We start from the raw sequence: 25,727 nt of genomic DNA, 5'->3' as shown, positions 1-25,727 counted from the left end.
TCGGCGGCGATCACCCGGCGTGTTGTGGAACCTCGGGACGCGGCCAGCCTGCCTCAGGCCCCGGGCAGGAACAGGCAGAACGGGTGCCCGTCCGGGTCGAGCAGCACCCGGACGTCGTCCTGCGGTTGGAACGCGGCCTGTGTGGCACCGAGCTCCTCGGCGCGGGCGACGGCTGCCGGCAGGTCCTCCACCTGGAAGTCGAGGTGCAGCTGCATGCCGGGGGCGTCGGCGGTACCGGGCCAGGTCGGTGCGACGTACTCGGGCTCGTACTGCACGGACAGGCCGGGGCCCCCGGCGGGGCGGATGCGGGCCCAGGTCGGGTCGTCCTCGTACACGGTCCACCCGGTCAGGGCGCCGTAGAACCGGGCGAGGGCGATCGGCTCCGGGGACTGCAGGACGGTCGCGGCGAGCGTCGGCATCGAGGCGTCTTCGCTGGTCATGCCGCGGAGCGTACGCCGATCAGCGATCAGCGATCAGCGATCAGCGATCAGCGATCAGCGACCAGCGTCAGCGGTCGGCGACGCTCGCGCGCTCGACGATGCGGTGCGGCACCACCACGGTCTCGGGCGGCAGGCTCCGGTCCTCGATCCGTCGGGTCAGCAGGTCGAGTGCTGCCGTCGCGAACGCCCGCCGGTCGAACGACACCGTGCTGAGCGCGGGGATCGCGTACGCCGCACCGTCGATGTCGTCGAACCCAATGACGCTGACGTCCTCGGGGACGCGGACACCTCGGGCGGCCAGGACGTGCAGCACGCCGAAGGCGATCGAGTCCGTGAACGCGAACACGGCGTCGGGCAGGGGGTGCTCGTCGAGCCAGGCCGCGAACGCCGTCGCCGACGAACTCGTCGTCCAGGACGGCAGCGGCACCCGCAGCGCGGGGTCCGGTTCAATCCCGGCGGTGGCGAGGGCGGTGAGGTACCCGCGCTCCCGCAGCTCGCTGGTGGCAGTGGGCTCGGACGCCCGGGCGGCACCGACGACCGCGATCCGGCGGTGGCCCCGGGACACCAGGTAGGCGGTGACCTGCTCGGCGGCGGCCCGGCTGTCGACGTGCACCTGGTCGACGTGCTCGGGTTCGACCTCACCGATCACGACGGTCGGCGGCAGCCCCTCGGTCGAGGCCAGGACGCTCGCGCTGAGCGACACCGGGTTGAGCACGAGGCCGTCGACGAGGTGGGCGCGGGCTCGTGAGACGAGTTCGCGCTCGCGAGCCGGGTCGTTGCCGGTCTGGTCGAGCTGGACGACCCATCCGCGCTCGCGGGCGAGTTCGACGAACCACTGCGCGAGCTCGGCGGAGTAGGCGCTGCCCATCTCGGGAAGGGTCAGGGCGATCGCGCCGGAGCGGCCGTTCCGCAGCCCGCGGGCGGACAGGTTCGGCACGTAGTCGAGTTCGGCGACGGCCCGCTCGACGCGCTCGCGGGTCTCCGGGCGCACCACCACGCCGCCGTTGATGACGTTGGAGACGGTCTTCGGCGACACCCCGGCGAGGGTGGCCACGTCCCGCACGGTTGCGCGCATCGGGACGAGCGTAGCGCGGCAGGTCGCCGGTGGAGTCGTCGTGCGGGGCTGTGGGTGTGCGCTCACTGGAGCGTTACAACGATGGAAACGTTTGGCAACGGATTGCCACGTTGTAACTCCGCACGCCAGGGTCGCTGCAGGAATCCAACGGAGGAGGCCACCGAGTGACGAAGCTCGACGTCCGCGCGACGACCACCGCGCACACCGCACCACCACCCGACCCCGGGCTCCGCCGACGGAGCACGTGGCAGCGGATCCGCCGCGACCGGGTGCTGCTGCTGATGGGCCTGCCGGGAGTCGCCCTGCTGCTCGGGTTCCACTACCTGCCGCTGCTCGGCAACCTCATCGCGTTCCAGGAGTACCTGCCGTTCGTCCCGCTCGGCCGCAGCCCCTGGGTCGGGTTCGAGAACTTCTCGGTGGTGTTCGACGGCAACGGTGAGTTCCTCGGCGCGCTCCGGAACACGCTCGTGATCACCCTCGTGCAGGTCGTGTTCGTGTTCCCCGCGCCGATCATCCTGGCGCTCATGCTCAACTCGCTGCTGTCCGAGCGGATCAAAGGCGTCGTGCAGTCGATCCTGTACCTGCCGCACTTCCTGTCGTGGGTGATCGTCGTCGCGGTGTTCCAGCAGATCCTCGGCGGCTCCGGGCTGGTGAACAACGCGATCCGTGCCGCCGGCGGCGACGCGATCGACTTCCTCGGCAACCCCGACGGGTTCATCGCCCTGCTCACCAGCCAGGTGATCTGGAAGGACACCGGCTGGGCGACGATCCTGTTCCTCGCCGTCCTCAGCTCGATCGACGCCAGCCTCTACGAGGCGGCGAAGATGGACGGCGCCTCGCGCTGGCGCCAGCTGTGGCACGTCACCCTGCCCGGCATGCGCGGCATCATCATCCTGCTGCTCATCCTGCGGCTCGGCGACTCGCTCACCGTCGGCTTCGAGCAGATCATCCTGCAGCAGCAGGCCGTCGGTCGTGCCGCCAGCGAGGTCCTCGACACCTACGTCTACAACAACGGCGTGCTCGGTGGGCAGTGGGGTGTCGCCGCGGCCGTCGGACTCGTCAAGGGCGTCGTGGGCGTGCTGCTCGTGCTCGGCGCCAACAAGCTCGCGCACGTCTTCGGCGAAGCGGGCGTCTACCAGAAGGAGTCGCGATGACCGCCACGCACACCGTGACCGTCCCACGGGCGAAGAAGCGCAGACGCGGTGGTCCGGACGCGGCGCCGCTGCCCGGGCGGCTGCTCACCGGAGCGGTCCTGCTCGTGATCTGCCTCGTCGTGATCCTGCCGTTCGTCGGCATCGTGTCGACGAGCCTCGCACCCACCAGCCAGGTGAACGACGCCGGCGGGTTCGTGATGTGGCCGAAGGGCTTCGACCTCAGCGCCTACGAGAGCATCTTCGCCGGCGGTGTCGTCACCCGAGCCCTGGTCGTGAGCATCGGCATCACCACCGTCGGGACGCTCATCAGCCTGTTCGTGAGCGCGATGCTCGCCTACGCCCTCAGCCGTCCGGGCTCCTACGGGTCGGGCGCCGTGCTCGGCCTCGTGCTCGTCAGCCTGCTGTTCGCGCCCGGCCTCATCCCGAACTACCTCGTCGTGAAGCAGTTCGGGCTGCTCGACTCGTACTGGGCGCTCATCCTGCCCACCGCCCTGAGCGCCTTCAACGTCATCGTGATGCGGTCGTTCTTCATGGCGATCCCGCAGGAGCTCCTCGAGTCGGCACGCATCGACGGCGCCGGGGACTTCGCGGTGTTCTGGCGGATCGTGCTGCCGCTGTCGAAGGCCGTCCTCGCCGTCATCGGCCTGTTCTACGCCGTCGGCTACTGGAACGCGTTCTTCAACGCGCTGCTCTACATCAACGACACCGCGAAGTGGCCCCTGCAGCTGGTGCTCCGCACCTACGTGATCAACAACGCGCAGCTCGGCGGCGCCGACCTCGGGGCATCGGCCGATGCCCTCCCACCGCAGGCCTCGATCCAGATGGCGATCCTCGTCGTCTCGATCGTGCCGATCCTCATCGTCTACCCGTTCCTGCAGCGGCACTTCGCCAAGGGTGTCCTGACCGGTGCGGTGAAGGGCTGACCAGCGTGACGAACAACGGAATCACCCGCCGCGCGCTCATCGCGGGCGGTCTCGGGGTCGCAGCCACGGGCCTCCTGGCCAGCTGCTCCACCGTGACCCGCTCGACCGACGTCAAAGCGATCAACCAGGCGGTCACGCTGCCGGACTACGTGCCGTGGGCCGGCGGGCCGGCGCCGGCGTTCCCGAAGACGAGTGCGCTCATGCCGAGCGCGTTCCGGAAGATCCCGGCGACGCTCGTGCCCACCGACGGCAAGCCGGGCGACGGCTCGACCGTGCACGGCAGCGTGCCGACGAACTCGCCCGTGCCGCCCTCCAAGGGCAGCAACCCGTACTGGCAGGGGCTCGACCAGCGGATGGGGATCGACCTCGACCTGACCATCACGCCGAACGCCGACTTCGGCAACAAGTTCGCCACGCAGGTCGCGGGCGACACCCTCGGCGACGTGTTCACGGTGTTCGGGTCGTTCCCGTACCTGCCGCAGTTCCTCGAAGCGAAGGCCGCAGACCTCAGTCCGCACCTGTCCGGCAGCGGCGTCCGCGACTACCCGTACCTCGCCAACCTGCCGACCGCGTCGTGGCGCGGCACCGTCTTCTCCGGCGGCATCTACGGCGTCCCCGTCCCGCGCGGACCGCTGACGTCGCAGGCCCTGTACCGCCGGCAGGACCGGTTCGAAGCCCTCGGCGTCGACCCCGCGTTCTCGAGCGTCGACGAGTTCGTGCAGGTCTGTCGCGACGTCTCGGACCCGCACAGCAACCGGTGGGCCCTGGCCTCGGTGCCGACGAACATCCTCGGTCCGATGCTCGGGCTGCCGAACCAGTGGCAGGTCGAGGGTGGCCGGTTCACCCACATGTACGAGCAGGACGAGTACCAGGACCTGCTCGAGGTGTCGCGGAAGCTCATCGCCGAGGACCTCGTCCACCCGGACAGCATCACCGCCTACAACGGCAAGGTCTGGTTCGTGCAGGGCTCCGCGCTCATGCTCTCCGACACGTACAGCGCCATCCCCGGACTGCTGCAGCAGGCCACCCCGGGCAGCGGTTTCGAGCTGACCATCGCCCCCTTCGTCGGACCGTCCGGAGCGGAGCCGAAGCCGTGGCTCGGCGACCCGAACAACGCGATCGCGGCCGTCGCTGCCGGTGGTGAGGACCGCGTGAAGATGCTCCTCGAGGTCCTGAACTGGTGCGCGTCGCCCTTCGGTACCGAGGCCTGGATGTACCGCAAGTTCGGCATCGAGGGCCGCGACTTCGAGTACCGCGACGGATCGCCGGTCCTCACGAAGACCGGCAACAGCGAGACCGCGCTCGGCGAGTTCCCGCTGCAGTACTTCACCGAGTGCCCGTTGCCGCTGTACTACTCGGGCAACCCGACGATGACGGACACCGTGTACGAGTCGCTGTCGTCGTGGGTCGACCGCGGGCTGCCGAACCCCGCCTACGGCCTGTACTCGCCGACGAACTCGACGACCGGGCCGGCCCTCGGCACCTTCGCGACGAACGCGATCAACGACGTGCTGCTCGGGCGGGCGAAGGTGTCGTCGTGGAAGGGGACCGTGCGGGAGTGGCGTCGCCGGGGCGGCGACGCGATCCGCCGCGAGAACCAGCAGGCGTTGGCGGCGCGGTCGTCCTGACGCGCTCGTCGTGGTCTGCCGCGCGAGACGCCGTCGTCGTGCCGAGACGCCTCCACATCACCGAGAACGCCGCGCCGTTTCGCGGCGTCTCGCGTACACGACTGCGTCGTGCGCGGCCCTGGACTCGCGGCGAGCGGACGGGAGGCCCGTGGCGGGTCCGCCACGGGCCTCCCGTCCGTCAGCGCGGCGCGCTCACACCAGCCACGACCGATCGGCGAACAGGTCCTCGAGCTCCTGGATCAACCGCGAGGTGTGGAAACCGTCGGCCGCCGCGTGGTTGATCTGCAGCGCCATCGGCATCACGGTGCGGTCACCCTCCGCCCGGTACCGGCCGAGCGTGACGATCGGCAACAGGTGGTCGTACCCGTCGCGGACGTGCAGCGCGAACCCCGTGAACGACGTGCGGGGGAAGGTGGAGACGTCGAACACGTTCCTGGGCCGGTCGTCCTGCGGGAACATCCGGACGTCGTCCCGGTACCGATCCATCGTGTCGACCGCGGCGGCGTGGAACCGGCCGAAGTCCTCGTCGTAGGGCACGACCAACGCCGAGAAGGTCTCCGTGTCCGGGTGGAACACCGTGAACATCGGGTGCACGACGTCCCAGACGCCGGGGGAGCCGTCGTCGAGCAGCTGCATCCGGAACTCGGCGTGACGGTTGACCACGGTCGCGATCGCCCAGATCTGGGACGCGTAGGTCTTCGCCGCGCTCGTGCGGACCGCCGCGACGAACGCCGTCACGTCGACGTCGACGGTCACCTCGTAGGAGCACTGCACACGCTGGCGGTAGTGCTCGAAGTGCTCGCGTCGGGGCCAGGTGTCCAGGCCGATCGGTCGGAGCTCCGTCATGGCACCAGTCTGGTCGCGAGTGCGGCGTCGAGTGCTGCCCGCTCGCCGTCGATCGTCAGCTCGACCTCGTCGAGCGCCCGTCGCTTCCACAGGAGGAGCAGCACGTCCTCCGCCCGACCGGTGACGATGACGGCGGCGTCGCCACCGTCCGTGGCGTCGAGCGAGGCCTCGCCGGGTGCGTCGGAGAACGCGAACGCGACGGTCCGCGCCAGCGCCGCGATGCGGCCGAGCCGCACCTGACGCGGGTACAGGTCACCGACGACCTCACGAACGCCGTCGGTCGCCAGCTCGACCGGGAGGCCCGGCTCGACTCCCAGCGCCCGCTGCGCGTCCCACAGGTGGATCGCGGTCTCGTGCGCCTGGCGACGTGCCCAGGTCGCGGCCGTGTCCGGCGGGTAGATCGCCGAGCACGGGGTGTCCGAGGAGCGTGCCCGGAGCGCCGCGACGAGTTCGCCGGCTCCCGTGCGGAAGCGGTCCGCGAGGTCGTCGTGCGCGAGCGGTGCGGGCTCCGAACCGGTCAGCTGCCCGAGCGCCCACCGGTGCACGTCGGTCAGATGGACACCGAGGTCCTCGACGGACCAACCAGGGCACGACGGCACCGGTGCCGCGCGGTCGCCGGACCGCAGGACGTCGTCGAACCGTTGCGCTGCTCCGGCGAGGGCGGTGAGGTGGGTGTCGTACGTCGACATGGAGCCAGCATGGTCACGAGGTGCTCCCTAGGGTGGAGCCATGCCGACGCTCGAACGGGTTCCTGCCCTGACCGCCCCGGAACTGCTTGCCGCACCGGTCGCGGCAGCGCTCGCCGCGTTGCCCGCCGATGTCGCCGCACGGATCGAGGCAGCTCCGATCGACCCTGACCTGGCAGACACCGCCGCGTTCTCGGAGGCGTACGGCTTCCCGCTCGACGGCGGGGCGAACTGCATCGTCGTCGCGGGCAAGCGCGGCGAGGACGTCCGGTTCGCCGCGTGCGTCGTGCTCGCCCACACCCGCCTCGACGTGAACCGTGTCGTCCGGAAGCTGCTCGACGTGCGGAAGGCGAGCTTCGCGCCGATGGACCAGGCTGTGGAGCTGACGGGCATGGAGTACGGCGGGATCACCCCGATCGGGCTGCCCTCCGCTTGGCCGGTGTACGTCGATTCCCGCGTGCCCGATGCACCGGACGCGGTGATCGGGGCAGGCCGCCGCGGCGCGAAGGTGTTCCTGCCCGGCTCCGTCCTCGGAGCGCTGCCGGGTGTGCAGGTCGTCGAGGGCCTGGCGACCGAGGGGCTCGCGACCGAAGGCTGATCAGTCGTTCGGGCGGATGAGGCAGAACGGGTGGCCCGCCGGGTCGAGGTACACGCGGAACGTCGGGGTCGCCGAGCCCGTCGCGGTCGCACCGATCGCCAGGACCGCGGCCTCGCCGTCGTCGAGGTCCTCGACCTTCACGTCGAGGTGGCTCTGCTGCGGGACGAGCTGGCCGGGCCACTCGGGTGCGCGGTAGTCCTCGACCTGCTGGAACGCCAGGAGCGGCCGCTGGTCGGTGAAGGGGAGCGCGACCTCCGCCCAGTCCTCGTCGAAGCCGACGATCTCGCCGCCGAGCAGCTCCGCGTAGAAGCGTGCCAGGCCGCGAGGGTCTGCGCAGTCCAGGACGACCATGTCGAGTGTGCCGATCATGGCCGTCACGGTAGACCGATCAGCGCGCCGCGGTCAGGGCCTTCGTGATCCGCTGCAACGACACCGTCTCGGCGGTGCCGAGTTCCTGCGCGAACAGGCTGAGGCGGAACTCCTCGAGCATCCACCGCGCGTGCACGAGCTCGGGGTGTGAACCGACTGCCGGAGGGAAGGCCCCGCCAGCGTCGACGTAGCGGTCGGTGGCGACGGTGACCTCGCGCATCCACGTGGCATCGCGCCCAGGGTTCTGCAGCAACTTCTGCACGCGTGCCTCGATGCCCTGCAGGTAGACCCGGATGCGCCGGAGCCGGTCGGTCCCGGCGACGGAGACGAACCCCGGGGAGACGAGACGCTCCATCTGCTGGCGCATGTCCGTCAGCGCACCGAGCAGGGACATCGAGTTCGCCTGCTTGAGTGCTCGTTCGGCGGACCGTTGGGCGAGGAGCACGGCAGCGAGCTCGGACACGGCCGTGAACATCGTGTCGACGACCGTCGCCGACACCGCATCACGGACCGCTTCGAACGCGGCCTTCGTGAACACGAGCCCGTCCGGGTGAGCGCGACGGATCACCGCGTCGACGACGGCCGCGAGCACGTCGTCGAAGAGTGCGTTCGTGGAGGCGTACGGGCTCGCCGCGAGTGCGAGTTTCTCCTGCGCGGTCAGGTGCGACTGGATGTACGACACCGGCGACGGCACCGCGAGCATCACCAGGCGACGGACCCCGGCGGGCATGCGCACCTGCCGGTCGGACGGCGTCGCGAGCAACTGCACGCCGACGGTCGCCTTCGGACCGGAGCCCTCTTCCACCAGGGACGGGTACGCGCGGATGACGCCACCGGCCTGCTTGGTGTCGAGGGTCTGCGGCAGGTCCTGGGCCGGCCAGGTCGTCAGGCCGGACTGCTCCACCCCGGCACCCCCACCAGCGGCGGCGACGCGAGCCGCGCCTCCTGGCTGTCCCGCAGCCCGCACCGTGGCGGAGGCGACACTCTGCTGCGTGCGGTCCTTGAGCTTCGTCTGCAGGACCGACAGGTCCTTGCCGGCCTCGACGCGCCGACCACGTTCGTCGACGACTGCCCAGGTCGGCAGCAGGTGCGATGGCACGCGGGCCAGGTCGAAGTCGGACTCCGACACCGGCACGTAGGTCATGCGCTGGATCGCCTTGGCCAGGGTCGCGCGGAACGACTCGGTCGGCTCGGTCGGGGCGTCGTCCGGCAGTTCGGCGACGATCTTCTCGGCCCAGTCGGCTGCGGGTACGACGTTCTTGCGGATCTGCTTCGGCAACGACTTGATGAGGGCGGTCACGAGTTCCTTGCGCAGGCCGCGGACCTGCCAGTCGAATCCCTCTTCGCGCATGCGGGGGAGCAGCGCGAGCGGCACCTGCACGCTGACGCCGTCGTCCTGCGCGCCCGGCTCGAAGCGGTACTGGATCGCGAGTCGCTGGTCGCCGCTCCGCCACTGGGTCGGGTACTCGACGTCGTCCTCCGCCGCCTCGGCAGCGGATTCGTCCAGGAGGTCCGCCCGGCGCATCGTGAGCAGGTCCGGTTGGTCGCGGCGCGTCGTCCGCCACCACCCCTCGAAGTCACGGGTCGTCGCGATGTCGGCGGGGATGCGGGCGTCGTAGAACTCGTAGACGTTCTCGTCGTCGAGCAGGATGTCGCGCCGACGCGTGCGCTCCTCGAGCTGTTCGAGTTCCTTGCGGAGCTTCCGGTTGGCACGGTCGAACGCCTGCTGCGACTCCCACTCACCCTCGACCAGGGCGTGGCGGATGAAGAGCTCGCGCGAGTGCTCCGGGTCGATCCGGGCGTACTGCACCCGGCGCCGCTGCACGATCGGGACGCCGAACAGGGTCACCCGCTCGTAGGCGACGACCGCGCCCTGCTTCTTCTCCCAGTGCGGTTCGCCGTAGGTGCGCTTCAGCAGGTCACCGGCGAGGGGCTCGACCCACGCGGGGTCGATCCGGCCGACGGTCCGTGCGAACAGTCGACTGGTCTCGACGAGTTCGGCCGCCATCACCGCGTCGGGCTGCTTCTTCGCGAGCACACTGCCCGGGAACACCACGAACCGGGTGTTGCGCGAGCCGAGGTAGTCGCGCTTCTCGCGGTCGCGCAGTCCGATCTGGCTGAGCAGACCGGCGAGCAGTGATCGGTGCACGGCGTCGCCGTCGTCGGAGCGGGACTGCCCGACCCGGACGTCGACCTGCTTCGCGGCGCGGGAGAGCTGGCGGTACAGGTCCTGCCACTCGCGGATGCGCAGGTAGTTGAGGAACTCGGCCTTGCAGAGCCGGCGGAACGCGCTCGACGACAGCTCGTCCTGCTGGTCCTCGATGTAGTTCCACAGCGCGAGCAGGGTCAGGAAGTCGCTCGTCGGGTCGGCGAAGCGGGCGTGCATCTGGTCGGCGTGGGCGCGCTTCTCGAGCGGGCGTTCGCGGGGGTCCTGGATGCTCAGGGCGCTGACGACGGCGACGACCTCGCGACCGACGCCCTGTCGCCCGGCCTCGAGCACCATCCGGCCGAGCCGCGGGTCGATCGGCAGCCGGGTGAGCTGTCGTCCGGACTTGGTGATCCGGCCGTCCTTGTCGACGGCGCGGAGTTCGCGCAGCAGGTCGAGGCCGTCCTTCACCCCACGGGAGTCCGGCGGCTGCAGGAACGGGAACGACTCGATGTCGCCGAACCCGAGCGAGATCATCTGCAGGATCACCGCGGCGAGGTTCGTCCGCAGGATCTCGGGGTCGGTGAACTCGTCGCGACGCTCGAAGTCGTCTTCGGAGAAGAGCCGGATCGCGATGCCGGCGCTGGTACGGCCCGCTCGACCCGAACGCTGGTTCGCGCTGGCCTGCGAGATCGCCTCGATCGGCAGCCGCTGCACCTTGGCGCGCGGGGAGTACCGCGAGATGCGGGCGGTCCCGGTGTCGATGACGTACTTGATGCCGGGCACCGTCAGCGAGGTCTCGGCGACGTTCGTGGCGAGCACCACGCGTCGGCGGATCCCCGGCGTGGTGCGTCGGTCGAACACGCGGTGCTGGTCGGCGGCGGAGAGCCGGCCGTACAGGGGCAGGACCTCGGTGCCTTGGTAGCGCTTGCCCTCGATCGCGTCCTGCGCGTCACGGATCTCGTTCTCGCCGGACAGGAACACGAGCACGTCGCCGGGTTCTTCGCGCGCGAGTTCGTCCAACGCGTCGGTGATCCCCTGCAGGGTGTCGCGGTCGTCGGCGCCGTTCGCCCCGCCGCGGTCGGCCGTGCGCGAGTCGGTCTCGTCGTCCTCGTCGGTGTCGTCGGCGTCCTCGGACACGAGCGGGCGGTACCGGATCTCGACGGGGTAGGTCCGCCCGGAGACCTCGATGATCGGGGCGTCGCCGAAGTGCTTCGAGAAGGACTCGGGGTCGATCGTCGCGCTCGTGATGATGAGCTTGAGGTCAGGGCGCCGCACCAGGAGCCGCTTGAGGTAGCCGAGCAGGAAGTCGATCGTGAGCGACCGCTCGTGCGCCTCGTCGATGATGATCGTGTCGTACCGCTTCAGGTCGCGGTCGAAGTGGATCTCGTTCAGCAGGATGCCGTCGGTCATCAGCTTGATGCGGGTGTTCGACGACACCTTGTCGGTGAACCGGACCTGGTAGCCGACGAGGTCGCCGAGGTCGCTGCCGAGTTCTTCGGACACGCGCTCGGCGATGGTGCGAGCGGCGATCCGACGGGGCTGGGTGTGTCCGATGTGCTCGCGCCCCAGCTCGAGGCAGATCTTCGGCAGCTGGGTGGTCTTGCCCGAGCCGGTGGCCCCCGCGACGATGACGACCTGGTTGTCACGGATGGCAGCCGCGATGTCGTCCCGCCGCTGCGAGACCGGCAGTTCGGGCGGGTACGTGATGACTGGCGGCGTGGGAGACATGAGCATTCCAGGATACCGTCACGCCGCCGGTGCTGCGAGCCCGGCGGCCAGGTCCGCCGCGGACCGAGCGGGCAGGGCGCACACGCGGTCGTGGCAGACGTACGCAGCCGGGTCGAGTGCGTCCCGTGCCTCGAACAGTTCGAACCCCGCAGTCGCCCACTCCGCAGCCTGCGTCGGGGTCACGCGAGCGATGACCGTGCCGGGTCGGCGCGCGGCGCGGACGGCATCGCGGAGTGGGTCGTGCGGGTCCGACGTCACGACCACGACCTCGCGCGAGGGCCGTTGCAGGCCGAGTGCGACACCGAGGGCGTCGGCGTGCCCGAGCGGTCGCTCGGTACCCGTCGTCGCGCGGTCGCTCACCAACCGCGCGGCCGAGATCCGGTACGCGGAGTCGCCGGTCAACGCCGCGAGGCCGGCGGCCGCCGCGGCCAAGGCCACCGTGCCGGAGCGCATCGCGGTCTGCGGCTGTTCCCCGGTCGCCGTGCCCGCTCCGGCGAGCACGGCGTCGACGTCGAACCGGTTCGCCAGGCCGTCGTCGACCAGGGAACGAGCCGTCACGGCGTAGGTGACTTCGCCGGTCACCAGGGCGAGCTCGAGCAGACCCTCGGCCAGCAGCCCGACGTCCTCGATGGTCGCCGGTGCCGCCGACGGCCCGCGGGGTGTGCTCGAGCGGACCTCGACGTGCCCGTCACGCACGTGCGATCGCAACAGTGCATCGGCCGCAGACCGGGCGAGGCCGACCATCTCGGGGTCGTCGTGGCGGTCACCGGCGATCGCGAGCCCGCGGATCGCCAGGCCGTTCCACCCGGTCAGGACCTGGTCGTCGAGTGGTGGCGGGTCGAGGAGCATGCGCTCCGACAGCGGCCGTCGGTACCACTCGCCCTCCACCCGCTGGCCGTCGATCGTGGACTCGCTGTCCTGCGCGGCGACGAACGCCCCGTCGTCCTGCCGCAGGGTGTCGCGCAGGAAGTCCGCGATGCCGCGCGCCTGTTCGGCACCGGCGACCGCGAGGAGTCCGGCGTTGTCGTAGAGCATCCGCTCGTAGTGCGGCACACTCCAGTCGTGCTTGGTCGCGTACCGGAAGACACCGCCGTCGGCATCGGTCAGCTCGGAGGCCCGGATCGCGTGGAGCGACCGGTCCAGCAGGCCGTCGGCCTCGGCGTCGCCGTCGCGTGCTGCGTCGGCGAGGAACTCCAGCAGCGGCGTGCTCGGGAACTTCGGAGCACCGCCGAAACCCCCGTAGGTGGTGTCCTCTGCATGCGACAGCTGACCGGTGACGGCCCGGATGCTGTCGGCGGACGGGAGGCCAGTGGCTGGTCCGCCAGCTGCCTCGCCGGCGCGGGCGGTCGCGTCCGCCGCGGCCCCCTGCCGGATCGCCGTCGCGATGGCCGCGGCGTTCGCGTCGACCTCGTGCCGCCGCTCGGTCCACGCGTCGAGCACCGCCGCCAGGATCTGCCGGAACGCGGGCACCTGACCGACCGGGGTCGGCGGGAAGTAGGTGCCGGCGAAGAACACGTGGCCCTCGGGCGTCAGGAATGTGGTCAGGGGCCACCCGAGCTGCTGCGTGAACGCGCTCGCCGCGGCCATCAGGCTGGCGTCGACGTCGGGACGTTCTTCGCGGTCGACCTTGACGGCGACGAAGTCCTGGCGGAGCAGTGACCCGATCTCCGGGTCGGCGAAGCTCTCACGCGCCATGACGTGGCACCAGTGGCACGTGGCGTAGCCGACCGACACCAGGACCGGGACGCCGCGCTCACGTGCCTCGGCGAAGGCCTCGGGGCCCCACTCGCGCCAGTCCACGGGGTTGTCGGCGTGCAGCCGGAGGTACGGGCTGACCGAGGTGCCGAGTCGGTTGTCGTTCATTGCTCCAGCGTGCCCCGTGGCGACTGGGCGGACCAACGATCGCCGCGATCTGTGGACGGATCGACGATGTCCACAGCTGCCGGTCGCCAGGTCAGCGGGGGAGCCACCCCGTCAACACGGCGAGTCGCCGCGCGACCTGGGCGGGGGTGAGACCGTCCGTGTCCACCCGGCTGACCGTGTCCCCGGAAGCCGAGTCGAGCCTCCCGGCCGTCCGCGTGCTGTGCGCGAGCTGCGCCTGCGGGACCTCGCCACCTGCCCGTCGCGCGAGGCGCTCGGCGGTGGGATCGTCTGCCGCTCGCAGCAGGACCGTCGTGACCACGGGGTCGTCGCCCATGGCGGCCGCCAGACGCTCGTGTTCGAGCACGGAGACGGTGTTCGTGTAGACCAGCCGGTGGTGGCCGAGCTCGCGGTAGGACGTCCACAGGGCGGCGAGGTTCCGTTCCACGAGCCGCGCCTCGGGGTGCTCGACGTGCGGTGCCGGGTGCGCCAGGTCGAGCAGGTCGCCCTCGATCACCGCGTGGCGGACGTCCGCAGCGACGAGCAGGTCGTGCAGTGCCTCGGCAGCGGTGGACTTGCCGACACCGGACCGCCCGCCGATGAACAGGACCTCGGAGCGGGGCGTGCTCGGCGCCGTCACCCGAGGCCCAGCGACAGGAGCGCGAGGGCAGCGTCCTCGGGGCCGTAGTCGAACATGCGCTCCCAGAACGGGTCCTCGGCCCACGGCACGTCGCCGTCCGCCGGTGTGGACTGCGCGGTCTCCACCAACCAGTCGAGTTCGGGCAGGACCGCGGTCGCGAAGGTCGGCGGCTGCCACCCGAGCGCGCGCGCCGCCGTGGTGTCGAGGACGAACGGTGACGGCGACGACCACGGGGTCGTGCCGACGAAGGCAGGGGCGTCGGCGTCGAGCAGGACCTCGTCGAACCGGTGGTCGAGGTGCCCGGCGATGGTCCGCACGATCTCGATCGCCGTCGGAGCGGTGTCGTCGGCGACGTTGAGGATGCGCCGGTCGGGAGCGTCCGCGACCAGTCGGACGAGCGAGCCGATGCCGCTCGCCGCCGTCGTGTGGTCCACACCGCGGCCGTGGTCCGCGAGCAGGATGCGTTCGCGGCCGTCGAGCACCCGGCGGACCACGAACCACTCGCGCGGTCGACCGATGCCGACGCCGTAGACCTTCGACGGGCGCAGCACCGTGACCGGGGCGCCGTGGTCGAGCAGCACCTGCTCGGACGCCACCTTCGCCGCGCCGTAGCCGTCACGGCTCGTCGGGTCGCCGTCGCCCGCGGTGACGGTCGGTTGGATCTCGGTGACCGCGGCGCCGAAGACCGGCTTGTCCGTCGAGTTCGCGTGCCGGCCCTGCTCGTCGACGTAGACCGCACGCGAGGAGACGAAGACGGCGGACCCGACGTCGTCGAGGAACGGCAGGAGTTGCGTCGCGTCGTCGCGGGTCAGCCCCACGGTGTCGACGAGCAGGTCCGCGCCGGGGCGGAGGAGGTCGCGCAGGGTGCTCGTGTCGCGGCGGTCACCCGCGGTGAAGGTCGCGCCGCGGGCGGTGAGGGATTCGGCTGCCGGGCCACCGCGGCGGGCCAGCACGTCGACCTGCCAGTCGTCGCCGCCCCGCCCGGAGGCGTCGAGGAGCTCACGCGCGACGGCCGAACCGATCCCGCCGGTACCGCCGAGGATGACCGCGCGTCTGGAACTCATGCGCCAACGCTAGCCGGGACGCGCGTCGTCGTCAGGACGCCAGGGCCTCGGGCTCGTGCCGCCACCAGTCCAGCAGCGAGCCGTCGTACACGGTCACCTTGTCGTGGCCGAGCACGGTCAGCGCCAGCGCGTCGACGCACGCGGCGCTGCCGACCCCGCAGTACGTCACGATCTCGTCCTCGCCGACGACCGCGGCGAACGCCTCGGCGAGCTTCGGCCCGCGCAGGTACGCGTTCGTGTCCGGGTCGACCAGGGTGTCCACGGTGATCGGGGTGCTTCCCGGGATGATCGGCGGGTGGTCGTCGCCGAGGGCCGCTGCGGGCGCCGCGAACACCAGTGCCGCGGGCTGTTCACCCGTCACTGCTCGGCGGACACGGGCGTGGTCGGCCCAGAGCGGACGTTCTTCACCGGCGAGGAAGGCGCTGTCGTCATCGGGCGTCTTCGCCGGCGATGGTGCCTGGCGCAGGGCACCGACGCGGACCGGTCGGCCCTCGTCGCGCCACTTCGTGAACCCGCCGTCCAGGACCGCGACCGAGTCGAAGCCGAACGACCGGAAGATCCACCACAGCCGTGCCGACCACTCGCCGACGCTGTCGTCGTAGACCACGACCGTCGAGGTGTTCGTGACGCCGAGGTCGCCGGCAGCTGCCTCGAACCGCTCGGCACTCGGGCGGGTGAAGGGCACCTCGGCACCCGGCGTGGAGAACGCGTCGACGAGGTCGGCGAAACGGGCGCCGGGGACGTGTCCGCGCTGCTCGTAGGAGTCGACCGCGGAGTGCCACATCGTGTCGAGGCCGGTCCCCACCGTGTGCACGGAGGCGTCGAGGACGACGAGCTCGTCACCACCGAGGTGGTCGGCGAGCCACTGCGTCGACACGAGCGGCGAGGTCAGGACGGGGGCCATGCCGCACACGATAATGCGGACCTCTGACGGGCGACAGGGAAACCGACACACTGCGCAACCGGGGCGCGTGTGGTGGCTGGTGCGTCGACTCGGAACGACACGGTGGTTGTCGCACGACATCGCGATCGTCGTATCGAGTCCGCACCCCCACCCCCGCCCCGCACGCACGAAGGGCCCGCCCCGGCAGAACCAGGACGGGCCGTTCGGACGAGCTGACGCGTCAGTGTGCGGCGGCGGGGATGCTCCCGGTCGTCGTGGACGCAGCGTGGGCGAGCCGGTCGAGCCGCACCGACTGCCGGTTGATGAGCAGACCACCCGCCAGGGCGACGAGCACGAGCACGCCGGCCGAGATGCCGAACGCCACGTGGTAGCCGTCGAGCGTGGCCTGCGCCTGCTGCAGCTTCGTGGGTGCCGCCGACAGCCCGGTCAGGCTGTTCTTCACGACGTCGGCGAAGATCGTCGACAGCAGCGCCGTGCCGATCGAGCCACCGATCTGCTGCATGGTGTTGACCGTCGCCGAGGCCACACCGGCGTCGGCGCGGGCCACTCCGGTGGTCGCAGTGTTCATCGCGGACGAGAAGATCGTGCCCATGCCGAGCCCGATGACGATCAGCGCCGGCAGGACGGTGCCCGCGTAGGAGCTGTCCAGGTCGGTGCGCAGCAGCAGGAGCAGGCCGATCGCGGCGACGAGGCCACCGGCGAAGATCAGGATCTTCGGGCCGATGCGGGGCAGCAGTCGCCCACCGATCTGCGTCGCCGAGATCATGATCGACAGCGGCATCGGCAGGAAGGCCAGACCGGTCTGCAGCGAGCTGAACCCGAGGGTCTGCTCGAGGTAGTAGGTCAGGAACAGGAAGATGCCGAACATGCCGATCGCCACCAGGCCGATCGCGATGAACGACCCGCCGCGGTCACGGTCGAGCACGACCCGCAGGGGCAGCAGCGGGTGCGCCACACGGGTCTCGATGAACACGAACGCGGCGATGAGGACGACGCCACCGGCGAGCATGGCGATGGTGACGGGGGAGTCCCAGCCGTTGGTCTCGGCGTTCGAGAACCCGTAGACGACGCCCACCAGACCGGCCGTGATGGTGATGACGCCGGCGACGTCGATGCGCGGGCGGTCGACCTTCGGCGGCTTCTCCATGAAGACGAGCGCGCCGATCACGCCGAGCACGGCGAAGACGACGTTGACGTAGAGGCACCAGCGCCACGACGCGTACTCGGTGAGCACGCCGCCCAGGAGCAGACCGATGGCCGCACCGGAACCGGCGATCGAGCCGAAGATGCCGAACGCACGACCGCGCTCCTTCGGGTCGCGGAACGTGGTGGTCAGCATGCCGAGCGCGGACGGTGCGAGCAGGGCGCCGAAGACACCCTGCAGGGCGCGCGCCGCGACGAGCAGGCCGAACGAGTCGGCGAGGCCGCCGAGCACCGATGCGACCGCGAAGCCGACCAGGCCGATGATGAAGGTGTTCTTGCGGCCGAACAGGTCGCCGAGGCGCCCGCCGAGCAGCAGGAGCGAGCCGAACGCCAGCGAGTACGCGGTGACGATCCACTGGCGCTGGTCGGTGCCGAACCCCAGGTCGGCCTGGGCCGAGGGGAGCGCGATGTTCACGATCGTGGCGTCGAGCACGACCATCAGCTGGGCGAGGGCGATGACCGCCAAGGCGATCCAGCGGTGGTTGCTCTTGGCGGGGGTCGAGCCAGGAGTCGTGGGTGCTGCCCCGGTGGGGGTCGGCACGGTGTGTTCTGCCGTCACGGCAGCCTCCTTCGAGAAGGTTGGAGGGGGAGCACGAAGCGCGCACCGTCGGGCGTTTCGAAGAGGAGAGGTGTCAAACGGATGCGCCGCATCCGTTTGTCGACAGTGTAGACCGAAACGGAAGGTCCGCATCCACTTATTCCCAGAAAGTTCAACTAGGTTCGGCATCGTGAGCACCACCGAGTCCGCGCCCGACCTCGAGCGCCCGCTGCGCGCCGATGCGGCACGCAACCGCGAGCTGATCCTGCAGACCGCTCGCAAGTGCTTCGCGGAGCGCGGGCTGTCGGTCACCCTGAACGACATCGCGCACGAAGCGGGGGTCGGTGTCGGCACCGTGTACCGACGCTTCGCCGACAAGGACTCCCTGATCGAGGCGCTGCTCGCCACCAAGTTCGAGGCGATGAACGACGCAGCGGCCCGCGCCGCCGACGTCGTCGACCCGCGCGAGGCCCTGCGGGTCTACCTGACCGGGGTGTTCGAGTTCCGCGCCCGCGACCGTGCGCTCGCCGACGCCATCGTGCGCGCCGGCAAGGCGCGTCCGTCGATCGTGCAGGAGCGTGACCGGCTGGAGCGCCAGGTCTCCGCGATCATCGGTCGGGCCGAGACCGCCGGGGTGGTCCGCGCCGGCTTCGACTACCGCGACCTGCCGATGCTCACCGCCATGGTGGGTGCGGTGGCCGATGCCACCCGCGAGCACGACCCGAACGCCTGGCGCCGGTACGCCGAACTCCTCATCGAGGGCGTCCTGCCGCAGACCCGGACCGCGCCGAGCATGGTCGGCGACCCGCTCGACCGCGAATCGATCGAGCGCGCGCTGCACGCGCAGTCCTGACGCGTCCCCGCGGATCGCGCGCGGCTCGGGTGCCAACCGACCCCGGACGGGAGGCCCGTGGCGGAGTCGACCCGTGCCTCCCGTCCGGCGGTCGGGTCACGACCAGTGCGCCGGGCCGGTCACGACCAGTGCGCCGTGCCGGTCACGACCAGCGCGCCGGGCCGACACCCGACGCGCGCTACAACCAGCTCGGCAGCCAGTAGTGCGACCGGATGAAGTCCCACGGCACCTGGATCGCGGTCCACATCGGGTACCAGTACGCCGACGCGAGCACCACCACGACCAGGTACACGCCGACCCAGACGACCGCCCGGGTCCGTCGGGGCCGCGGATCGGTCCGTGACCCGAGCACCAACCCGATCGCCGCCGCCAGTGCCATCACCATGAAGGGTTCGAAGGCGATCGTGTAGAACTGGAAGACCGTCCGGTTGACGTACATCAGCCACGGCAGGTAGCCCGCGGCGACGCCGAGCAGGACGAAGCCGTACTGCCACTGTCGGCGCAGGATCCAGAGCACGAGCAGCGCCACGGTCGCGATGACCGCCGCGTACCAGATGAACGGGTTCGCGACGCCGGTGATCGCCTCGCCGCAGCGGCTCGCCGAGCAGCCGTCCTGGCCGGCATCGGTGCCGACGTAGAACATCGACGTGGGGCGCTGCATCACGAGCCAGAGCAGCGGGTTCGCCTGGTACGAGTGCGGCGTGTGCAGCCCGATGTTGAAGTTGTAGATCTCCGACTGGTAGTGCCACCAGTTCTGCAGACTGTCCGGCACCCACCGGAGCACCCCGGTCCACCGCTCTCCACCGGAGGCCAGCCAGTTCCGGTCCCAGCCGTCCTTCGACACGAACCAGCCGGTCCACGACGCGACGTAGGTGACGGCGGCGATCGGCACGGTGAGCAGGAACGACACGGGTGCCTGCTGCAGCAGCGCGCTCGACGACCAGAACTCGACTCCGGCACGGCGGCGCATCAGCATGTCGCTCAGCACGGAGTACACGGCGAAGAACGCCAGGAAGTACATCCCCGACCACTTCGTCGCGGTGGCCAACCCCATCGTCAGCCCCATCGCGAACAGCCACGGACGCCACCAGAGCACGGGCCCCCACAGGGTGTCCCGGCCGGCGGCGACGCGCTCGGCGACCCAGTCGTCGAGCCGCCGCTGACTCCGGCGCCGGTCGAGCAGGAGCGCCCCGAACCCGAGCACGACGAAGAACGTCAGGATCCCGTCGAGCAGCGTGACGCGGGACATCACGATGGCCTGGCCGTCGATCGCGAGCAGGCCGCCGGCGAGCGTGCCGACCAGGGTGGAGCGGAACAGCGACCGGGCGATCACCGCGGTGAGGAACACCGTCGCGATGCCGAGCACGGCGACGGCGAACCGCCAGCCGAACGAGTTGTCCGCCCCGAACAGGAGCATGCCGAGCCCGATCAGGTACTTGCCGAGCGGCGGGTGCGCGATGAACTCCGCGGCGCTGGTGAAGATGTCCGTCTCACCACTCGAGAACCGGTCGTCGGTCGTCGGGGCGGAGTCGCTGCTCGGGTTCGCCGGCCAGGTGCCCTCGTAGCCGAGGTGGACGATCGACCAGCCGTCCTTGACGTAGTAGGTCTCGTCGAAGACCAGCGAGTGCGGGTTCCCCAGGTTCGCCAGGCGGAGCACGGCGGCGAGCAGCGTCACCGCGATCGGTCCGGCCCAGCGCCACACCGCGACGCGCTGGGCGGTGGAGAGCACCCGCCCCCACCAGTCGTCGAGGCGCGAGCCGACCGGCCCGTCGGGCACGGCCGTGCGGTCGTCGGTCAGCTCGCTGGTCATCGCTTAGCATCCTACGGATCGACCGCATGTCCGCGCTGCGTCGGAGCTGCGACGACAATGGGTGGCGTGATCGTCCTCGCAGCAACCCCCATCGGCAACCTCGGGGACGCCTCGCGCCGTCTCGTCGAGACCCTCTCCAACGCCACGGTGGTCGCGGCGGAGGACACCAGGACCGCCATCCACCTCATGCGCGCCCTCGGCATCGAGAACCGTCCGCGGCTCATCGCCCTGCACGAGCACAACGAACGGGCGAAGGCTTCCGAGGTCGTCGAGCTCGCCCGTGACGAGGACGTCGTGGTCCTCACCGACGCCGGCATGCCGGCCATCAGCGACCCCGGCTTCCCGCTCGTCGAGGCCGCCGCAGCCGCGGGCGTCACGGTGACGGCACTGCCCGGCCCGTCGGCGGTGCTCATGGCGCTCGCCGTCTCCGGACTGCCGACGGACCGCTTCACGTTCGAGGGGTTCCCGACGCGCAAGGGCGGGGAGCGGCGTCGTGCGTTCCAGGCGCTCGCGGGGGAGCAGCGCACGATGGTCTTCTTCGAGTCGCCGCACCGGTTGGCCGAGACGCTCGCCGACATGGTGGTCGGGTTCGGGGGCGACCGTCGCGCAGCGGTCTGCCGCGAGCTCACGAAGCTGTACGAAGAGGTGCGTCGTGGTCCGCTCGACGAGCTCGTCACGTGGGCATCAGCGGGGGTCCGGGGCGAGATCTGCATCGTCGTCGCCGGTGCCGCCGAGGCCACCGAGGAGGCGACGCTCGACGACGGGGTCCGCCTCGTGCTCGAGCGGGTGGCCGCCGGCATGCGCATGAAGGAGGCCGCAGCGGCGGTCGCGGACGCGACCGGGCTGTCGAAGCGGGACCTGTACGAAGGGGCGCTCGCGGCGCGCTGAGCGGGGCTCGTCACGTTCGCGTCGGCCGGTCTGGAGGCGCGGGGCGGGCCCGCCACGGGCCTCCCGGATCCGGTTTTCCACAGTCCACCGCCGCGCGCGTCATCGGGGTTCCGTGCGCCCGTAGGATGGTCCGCATGTCCGACGGGTCCTCGTTCAGCATCACCACGCCGATCTTCTACGTGAACGACGTGCCCCACATCGGGCACGCCTACACCGAGGTCGCCGCGGACGTCCTCGCACGCTGGCACCGGCAGCGGGGTGACGACACCTGGCTGCTCACCGGCACCGACGAGCACGGGCAGAAGATCCTGCGCACCGCCTCGGCGAACGAGGTCACGCCCCAGGAGTGGGCCGACCGACTCGTGACCGAGGCGTGGAAGCCACTGCTCGACACCGTCGACGTGGCCAACGACGACTTCATCCGCACCACCGACGAGCGCCACGAGCGCGGTGTGACGGCGTTCCTGCAGAAGCTCTACGACGACGGCTTCATCTACGCCGGCGAGTTCGAGGGCTTCTACTGCGTGGGCTGCGAGGAGTACAAGCAGCCGAGCGACCTGGTCCCCGGCACCGGTGCGTACGAGGGGCAGCAGGTCTGTGCCATCCACTCGATCCCGGTCGAGGTGCTGTCCGAGCGCAACTACTTCTTCCGGATGTCGGACTTCGAGCAGCGCCTGCTCGACCTGTACGAGTCGAACCCGCTGTTCATCCAGCCGGAGAGCGTCCGCAACGAGATCATCTCGTTCGTGAAGCAGGGCCTCCGCGACCTGTCGATCTCGCGGTCCAGCTTCGACTGGGGCATCAAGATCCCGTGGGACAGCGACCACGTCCTGTACGTGTGGTTCGACGCCCTGCTCAACTACGTCACGGCGCTGGGCTACGGCACCGAGGACGACGAGGCCTTCAAGCGCCTGTGGCCGAGCGTGCACATCGTCGGCAAGGACATCGCCCGCTTCCACGCCGTCATCTGGCCCGCGATGCTCATGGCTGCCGGCCTGCCCGTGCCCGAGCGCGTCTTCGGTCACGGCTGGCTGCTCGTCGGCGGCGAGAAGATGTCCAAGTCGAAGCTGACCGGCATCGCGCCGTCGGAGATCACCGACACCTTCGGGTCCGACGCCTTCCGCTACTACTTCCTCCGCGCCATCACCTTCGGGCAGGACGGCAACTTCAGCTGGGAGGACATCTCGGCGCGGTACCAGGCCGAGCTCGCGAACGGCTTCGGCAACCTGGCGTCGCGCCTGGTCGCGATGCTGCAGAAGTACTTCGACGGCGCAGTGCCGGCGCGCGGGTCGCTGACCGAGTCGGACGAAACCGTCGACGCCCTGGCGGTGTCGGTCACCGAGCGTGCCGACGCGGCCATCGCCGCGTTCGCCCCGCACGAGGCGATCGCCGCCGTCTGGGAGCTCGTCGACGCCCTGAACGGGTACATCACCGAGCAGCAGCCGTGGGCCCTGGCGAAGGACGACGCGAACCGTGAGCGGCTCGGCACCGTCCTGACCACAGCACTCCGTGGGCTCGGCACCGTCGCGGTCCTGCTCTCGCCGGTGATGCCGAAGGCCACCGAGAAGCTGTGGGCGTCGATCGGTGCCGGCGGCTCGATCGCCGAACAGCGAGTCGACCGTGCCTTCGAGTGGCAGGGCGCCAACCAGGTGGTCCCGCTCGAGAGCGGGCTCTTCCCGCGCATCGAGCAGGCGGAGCAGGGCGCCGCGTGACCGACGCCCACCTCCGCTCCCGTGGCGACGGGGACGGCTCCAAGCGCGACCTGACCTACCCGCCCCTGCCCGAGGCGCTCGTGGTTCCGGTCTACGACAACCACACGCACATGGAGATCGCCGACGGTGGCGACGGGGCGCTCGACTACCGCGAGCACCTCGGCCGTGCCTCGAGCGTCGGCGTCCGCGGTGTCGTGCAGGTCGGCACCGACCTGGCGACCTCGCAGTGGTCCGCGTCGATCGCCGCCCGTGAACCCCGCGTGCTCGCAGCGGTCGCACTGCACCCGAACGAGGCCCCTTCGCTGCAGGAGCAGGGGCTGCTCGACGAGCACCTCGCCGGGATCGAGGCCCTGGCGGCACTGCCCCGCGTCCGGGCGATCGGTGAGACCGGACTCGACTTCTTCCGCACCGGCGAGAACGGGCGCGACGCCCAGATCCGCTCGTTCGAGGAGCACATCCGCATCGCGAAGGAGCACGGCCTCGCGCTGACCATCCACGACCGCGACGCGCACGACGCCGTGGTCGAGGTGCTCGACCGCGTCGGGGCTCCGGAGCGCACGGTGTTCCACTGCTTCTCCGGCGGCCCGGACCTGGCTCGGCTCTGCGCCGAGCGCGGCTGGTACATGTCGTTCGCCGGCACCGTGACGTTCAAGAACGCAGCACTGCTCCGCGAAGCCCTCGTCGTCGCGCCACGACACCTGATCATGGTCGAGACGGACGCGCCGTTCCTGACCCCGACGCCGTACCGCGGCCGGCCGAACGCCCCGTACCTGATCCCGATCACCCTGCGGTCGATGGCGGAGACCCTCGGCACCGATGCCTCGATGCTCGCCGCGCAGATCGCGTCGAACACCGAGCTCGTCTACGGTGCGTGGGACGCCGAGCCCGTGACGGTGGACGAGTAGTGGGCGCGCTGCTCGGCCCGGCCGAGATCCGGGAGCTCGCCGCCGAACTCGACGTGACCCCGACGAAGAAGCTCGGGCAGAACTTCGTGCACGACGCCAACACCGTCCGGCGGATCGTGTCGGTCGCTGGCGTGACGCCGTCGTCCCGTGTGCTCGAGATCGGGCCGGGCCTCGGCTCCCTGACGCTCGGGCTGACCGAGACCGGCGCGCCCGTCACCGCGGTGGAGATCGACAAGCGACTCGCGGCCAAGTTGCCCTCGACGGTCAGCGCGCTGCAGCCGGCGTCGACGCTGACCGTCGTGCAGCAGGACGCGATGACCGTCGCCGCCTCGGACCTCGACACCGAACCGACGCACCTCGTCGCGAACCTGCCCTACAACATCTCGGTGCCCGTCCTGCTGCACCTGCTCGCGACCTTCCCGTCGATCGAGCGGTCGCTCGTGATGGTGCAGGCCGAGGTCGGGTACCGTCTCGCGGCGGGCCCGGGCAGCAAGGTCTACGGGTCGCCGAGTGTCAAGGCCGCCTGGTACGGCTCGTGGAGCACGGCCGGGCTCGTCAGCCGACAGGTGTTCTGGCCCGTCCCGAACGTCGACAGCGTGCTCGTGGCGTTCGACCGGCACGAGCCCCCGGGGGACGAGCGGCTGCGGTCGCGGGTCTTCACCCTGGTCGATGCGGCGTTCCAGCAGCGGCGGAAGATGCTGCGGCAGAGCCTGTCCGGTGTACTCGGCGGCAGTGCCCACGCCTCCGAGGTCCTGACGGCGGCGGGCATCGACCCGACGGCCCGGGGCGAGGCGATCGGGGTCGACGACTTCGTGCGGCTCGGGCGGATGGTCTTGGCGGCTGCGGAGTAGCTCGTCTCCCGCTACCGATCGGCGAAATACGGAATGTTCGGTGCCGTCCGTTCGGTGCTTCTACGGTTGATCACATCGACCAAGGAGACACCATGCAGCCGACCGAACCACGCCGACCGATCCGCCGCGGCCTGACCGAGGAACAGCTCACAGAAGGTCGTCGCGCCCTGCTCAGCGCGGATCCTGATCGACCGCGGGAACCGAGGATCTCCACCGACGCCGAGCGGCAAGCACTGTTCGCCCGGACGCCGAAACCAGAAGGCACGTTCGAAGAACGCCGCGAGCGCCGACGGCGAGCTATCGAGTCGATCGATCCGGACTTCTGGGTCGAGCCGACGGTCTCATTCCACACGCATCCCTGACCGTGTTCGAGCGACTCACGCCCGAGCATTTCGACGAGCACCGGGTCCTCGAGTTCAACGACTGCGCCGCGCGCCCGGACGCCGTCCTCGTCGATTCGAGCTTCCTCCGGAGCGCGCTGCGCCGGACCGATCCTCACAAGATGGAGTCGGTCGCGTTCCTCGACCACCTCGACCTCGCGGGTACAGAGATGATGTACAGCGCCTACGCGGAGTTCGAGGTCCTGCGAGCTGCTCACGGAATGGTGACGCAGGCCGCTCGTCGCCATGTCGCCGCATGGCGAGAACTGTTGCGGTCGACGCAACTGCACTGGGTCGGGATCGATGCCGTCAGCGATGAGGTCCCAGATCTCATGGAAGAATTCGGCCTGACCGTCTCGGGTGCATTGCACGTCGCAACAGCTCGGCATTGGGAAGTCGACGGCTTCGTGACGGTCGATCCTGCGTTCGGGGTCGTCGACAAGGAGCGCCTCCCGCTGATCATCGACGCCGAAGGTGCTCAGCTGGCGCGTCGCTTGCGGGCAGGTTCCCAGCGCTGATCCGC

23 protein-coding genes are annotated in these 25,727 nt (G+C 70.5%); 11 read left to right on the top strand and 12 right to left on the bottom strand.

What is annotated here, in order from left to right:
* Nucleotides 1-53 precede the first annotated feature (53 nt).
* The gene (locus ITJ60_RS03445; protein WP_194646925.1) at nucleotides 54-440 is read right to left on the bottom strand and encodes a VOC family protein; all 387 of its coding nucleotides are present in this window, start codon (nucleotides 438-440) and stop codon (nucleotides 54-56) included.
* A 67-nt stretch (nucleotides 441-507) separates the two neighbouring features.
* On the bottom strand, nucleotides 508-1,515 hold the full coding sequence (locus tag ITJ60_RS03440) for a LacI family DNA-binding transcriptional regulator (protein ID WP_194646924.1): 1,008 nt from the start codon (nucleotides 1,513-1,515) through the stop codon (nucleotides 508-510).
* Nucleotides 1,516-1,679: 164 nt separating this feature from the next.
* Between ITJ60_RS03440 and ITJ60_RS03435 the strand changes: the two genes are divergently transcribed.
* From ITJ60_RS03435 to ITJ60_RS03425, 3 genes are read left to right on the top strand one after another with little or no spacing between them, the layout of a single operon-like run.
* Nucleotides 1,680-2,669: an ABC transporter permease gene (locus ITJ60_RS03435; protein WP_235036018.1), complete on the top strand. Its 990-nt coding sequence runs from the start codon at nucleotides 1,680-1,682 to the stop codon at nucleotides 2,667-2,669.
* The gene (locus ITJ60_RS03430; RefSeq protein WP_123338546.1) at nucleotides 2,666-3,592 is read left to right on the top strand and encodes a carbohydrate ABC transporter permease; all 927 of its coding nucleotides are present in this window, start codon (nucleotides 2,666-2,668) and stop codon (nucleotides 3,590-3,592) included. Before ITJ60_RS03435 ends, ITJ60_RS03430 begins: the two co-directional genes overlap by 4 nt.
* 5 nt (nucleotides 3,593-3,597) lie before the next feature.
* A complete protein-coding gene (locus ITJ60_RS03425; protein WP_194646923.1) occupies nucleotides 3,598-5,220 on the top strand; it encodes an extracellular solute-binding protein in 1,623 nt (540 codons plus the stop codon).
* Between the two features lie 192 nt (nucleotides 5,221-5,412).
* On the opposite strand, the gene ITJ60_RS03420 is transcribed toward ITJ60_RS03425, so the two are convergent.
* Entirely contained in the window at nucleotides 5,413-6,066 is a 654-nt protein-coding gene (locus ITJ60_RS03420) for a CatA-like O-acetyltransferase (RefSeq protein WP_194646922.1), read from the bottom strand.
* Nucleotides 6,063-6,755 (bottom strand): maleylpyruvate isomerase family mycothiol-dependent enzyme, encoded by a 693-nt coding sequence (locus ITJ60_RS03415; protein WP_194646921.1) that lies wholly within the window; start codon nucleotides 6,753-6,755, stop codon nucleotides 6,063-6,065. The genes ITJ60_RS03420 and ITJ60_RS03415 overlap by 4 nt, the downstream gene beginning before the upstream one ends.
* A gap of 40 nt (nucleotides 6,756-6,795) precedes the next feature.
* On the opposite strand from ITJ60_RS03415, the gene ITJ60_RS03410 reads away from it, so the two are divergent.
* A complete protein-coding gene (locus ITJ60_RS03410) occupies nucleotides 6,796-7,350 on the top strand; it encodes a YbaK/EbsC family protein (RefSeq protein WP_194646920.1) in 555 nt (184 codons plus the stop codon).
* On the opposite strand, the gene ITJ60_RS03405 is transcribed toward ITJ60_RS03410, so the two are convergent.
* From ITJ60_RS03405 to ITJ60_RS03375, 7 genes are all read right to left on the bottom strand, one after another.
* Nucleotides 7,351-7,719, bottom strand: coding sequence for a VOC family protein (locus ITJ60_RS03405; RefSeq protein ID WP_123292292.1), 369 nt, complete (start codon nucleotides 7,717-7,719; stop codon nucleotides 7,351-7,353). It abuts the gene before it with no gap.
* Between the two features lie 19 nt (nucleotides 7,720-7,738).
* Nucleotides 7,739-11,596, bottom strand: coding sequence for an ATP-dependent RNA helicase HrpA (gene hrpA / locus ITJ60_RS03400; protein ID WP_194646919.1), 3,858 nt, complete (start codon nucleotides 11,594-11,596; stop codon nucleotides 7,739-7,741).
* An 18-nt stretch (nucleotides 11,597-11,614) separates the two neighbouring features.
* Nucleotides 11,615-13,459, bottom strand: a complete 1,845-nt coding sequence (locus ITJ60_RS03395; RefSeq protein WP_194646918.1) for a thioredoxin domain-containing protein — start codon at nucleotides 13,457-13,459, stop codon at nucleotides 11,615-11,617.
* 91 nt (nucleotides 13,460-13,550) lie between these two features.
* Nucleotides 13,551-14,096, bottom strand: coding sequence for an AAA family ATPase (locus ITJ60_RS03390; protein WP_194646917.1), 546 nt, complete (start codon nucleotides 14,094-14,096; stop codon nucleotides 13,551-13,553).
* Nucleotides 14,093-15,160, bottom strand: a complete 1,068-nt coding sequence (locus ITJ60_RS03385) for an NAD-dependent epimerase/dehydratase family protein (protein WP_194646916.1) — start codon at nucleotides 15,158-15,160, stop codon at nucleotides 14,093-14,095. Before ITJ60_RS03385 ends, ITJ60_RS03390 begins: the two co-directional genes overlap by 4 nt.
* 31 nt (nucleotides 15,161-15,191) lie before the next feature.
* Nucleotides 15,192-16,064, bottom strand: coding sequence for a sulfurtransferase (locus ITJ60_RS03380; RefSeq protein WP_194646915.1), 873 nt, complete (start codon nucleotides 16,062-16,064; stop codon nucleotides 15,192-15,194).
* A 220-nt stretch (nucleotides 16,065-16,284) separates the two neighbouring features.
* Nucleotides 16,285-17,826: an MFS transporter gene (locus ITJ60_RS03375; RefSeq protein ID WP_194646914.1), complete on the bottom strand. Its 1,542-nt coding sequence runs from the start codon at nucleotides 17,824-17,826 to the stop codon at nucleotides 16,285-16,287.
* A 169-nt stretch (nucleotides 17,827-17,995) separates the two neighbouring features.
* Here ITJ60_RS03375 and ITJ60_RS03370 point away from each other — a divergent pair, with 169 nt between their 5' ends.
* Complete coding sequence (locus tag ITJ60_RS03370) at nucleotides 17,996-18,658, top strand: TetR/AcrR family transcriptional regulator (RefSeq protein ID WP_159574131.1); 663 nt, start codon at nucleotides 17,996-17,998, stop codon at nucleotides 18,656-18,658.
* Between the two features lie 178 nt (nucleotides 18,659-18,836).
* Here ITJ60_RS03370 and ITJ60_RS03365 read toward each other — a convergent pair whose 3' ends face one another.
* On the bottom strand, nucleotides 18,837-20,468 hold the full coding sequence (locus ITJ60_RS03365) for a dolichyl-phosphate-mannose--protein mannosyltransferase (RefSeq protein WP_194646913.1): 1,632 nt from the start codon (nucleotides 20,466-20,468) through the stop codon (nucleotides 18,837-18,839).
* Nucleotides 20,469-20,534: 66 nt separating this feature from the next.
* Here ITJ60_RS03365 and rsmI point away from each other — a divergent pair, with 66 nt between their 5' ends.
* From rsmI to ITJ60_RS03335, 6 genes are all read left to right on the top strand, one after another.
* On the top strand, nucleotides 20,535-21,356 hold the full coding sequence (rsmI, locus tag ITJ60_RS03360; RefSeq protein WP_194646912.1) for a 16S rRNA (cytidine(1402)-2'-O)-methyltransferase: 822 nt from the start codon (nucleotides 20,535-20,537) through the stop codon (nucleotides 21,354-21,356).
* Between the two features lie 134 nt (nucleotides 21,357-21,490).
* Nucleotides 21,491-23,068 (top strand): methionine--tRNA ligase, encoded by a 1,578-nt coding sequence (gene metG, locus ITJ60_RS03355; protein ID WP_194646911.1) that lies wholly within the window; start codon nucleotides 21,491-21,493, stop codon nucleotides 23,066-23,068.
* The gene (locus ITJ60_RS03350) at nucleotides 23,065-23,973 is read left to right on the top strand and encodes a TatD family hydrolase (RefSeq protein ID WP_194646910.1); all 909 of its coding nucleotides are present in this window, start codon (nucleotides 23,065-23,067) and stop codon (nucleotides 23,971-23,973) included. The genes metG and ITJ60_RS03350 overlap by 4 nt, the downstream gene beginning before the upstream one ends.
* Nucleotides 23,973-24,824, top strand: coding sequence for a 16S rRNA (adenine(1518)-N(6)/adenine(1519)-N(6))-dimethyltransferase RsmA (gene rsmA / locus ITJ60_RS03345; RefSeq protein WP_194646909.1), 852 nt, complete (start codon nucleotides 23,973-23,975; stop codon nucleotides 24,822-24,824). Before ITJ60_RS03350 ends, rsmA begins: the two co-directional genes overlap by 1 nt.
* Nucleotides 24,825-24,916: 92 nt before the next feature.
* Nucleotides 24,917-25,186, top strand: a complete 270-nt coding sequence (locus ITJ60_RS03340) for a hypothetical protein (RefSeq protein ID WP_194646908.1) — start codon at nucleotides 24,917-24,919, stop codon at nucleotides 25,184-25,186.
* A gap of 2 nt (nucleotides 25,187-25,188) precedes the next feature.
* Nucleotides 25,189-25,722: a type II toxin-antitoxin system VapC family toxin gene (locus ITJ60_RS03335; protein WP_194646907.1), complete on the top strand. Its 534-nt coding sequence runs from the start codon at nucleotides 25,189-25,191 to the stop codon at nucleotides 25,720-25,722.
* The last annotated feature ends 5 nt before the right edge of the window (nucleotides 25,723-25,727 follow it).

Source organism: Curtobacterium sp. VKM Ac-2884 (genome assembly GCF_015350945.1).
Classification (GTDB): domain Bacteria; phylum Actinomycetota; class Actinomycetes; order Actinomycetales; family Microbacteriaceae; genus Curtobacterium.
Note: the sequence above shows the minus strand (reverse complement) of the source record. Positions and strands in the feature narration are given on the sequence as shown.

Bases quoted from the DNA above. Each gene is read 5' to 3' on its own strand.
- ITJ60_RS03430 (WP_123338546.1), top strand. From the start codon at position 2,666: ATGACCGCCACGCACACCGTGACCGTCCCACGGGCGAAGAAGCGCAGA.
- hrpA (WP_194646919.1), bottom strand. From the start codon at position 11,596: ATGTCTCCCACGCCGCCAGTCATCACGTACCCGCCCGAACTGCCGGTC.
- metG (WP_194646911.1), top strand. From the start codon at position 21,491: ATGTCCGACGGGTCCTCGTTCAGCATCACCACGCCGATCTTCTACGTG.
- ITJ60_RS03420 (WP_194646922.1), bottom strand. From the start codon at position 6,066: ATGACGGAGCTCCGACCGATCGGCCTGGACACCTGGCCCCGACGCGAG.
- ITJ60_RS03395 (WP_194646918.1), bottom strand. From the start codon at position 13,459: ATGAACGACAACCGACTCGGCACCTCGGTCAGCCCGTACCTCCGGCTG.
- ITJ60_RS03410 (WP_194646920.1), top strand. From the start codon at position 6,796: ATGCCGACGCTCGAACGGGTTCCTGCCCTGACCGCCCCGGAACTGCTT.
- ITJ60_RS03365 (WP_194646913.1), bottom strand. From the start codon at position 20,468: ATGACCAGCGAGCTGACCGACGACCGCACGGCCGTGCCCGACGGGCCG.
- ITJ60_RS03385 (WP_194646916.1), bottom strand. From the start codon at position 15,160: ATGAGTTCCAGACGCGCGGTCATCCTCGGCGGTACCGGCGGGATCGGT.
- ITJ60_RS03380 (WP_194646915.1), bottom strand. From the start codon at position 16,064: ATGGCCCCCGTCCTGACCTCGCCGCTCGTGTCGACGCAGTGGCTCGCC.
- ITJ60_RS03445 (WP_194646925.1), bottom strand. From the start codon at position 440: ATGACCAGCGAAGACGCCTCGATGCCGACGCTCGCCGCGACCGTCCTG.
- ITJ60_RS03440 (WP_194646924.1), bottom strand. From the start codon at position 1,515: ATGCGCGCAACCGTGCGGGACGTGGCCACCCTCGCCGGGGTGTCGCCG.
- ITJ60_RS03340 (WP_194646908.1), top strand. From the start codon at position 24,917: ATGCAGCCGACCGAACCACGCCGACCGATCCGCCGCGGCCTGACCGAG.
- ITJ60_RS03405 (WP_123292292.1), bottom strand. From the start codon at position 7,719: ATGATCGGCACACTCGACATGGTCGTCCTGGACTGCGCAGACCCTCGC.
- ITJ60_RS03415 (WP_194646921.1), bottom strand. From the start codon at position 6,755: ATGTCGACGTACGACACCCACCTCACCGCCCTCGCCGGAGCAGCGCAA.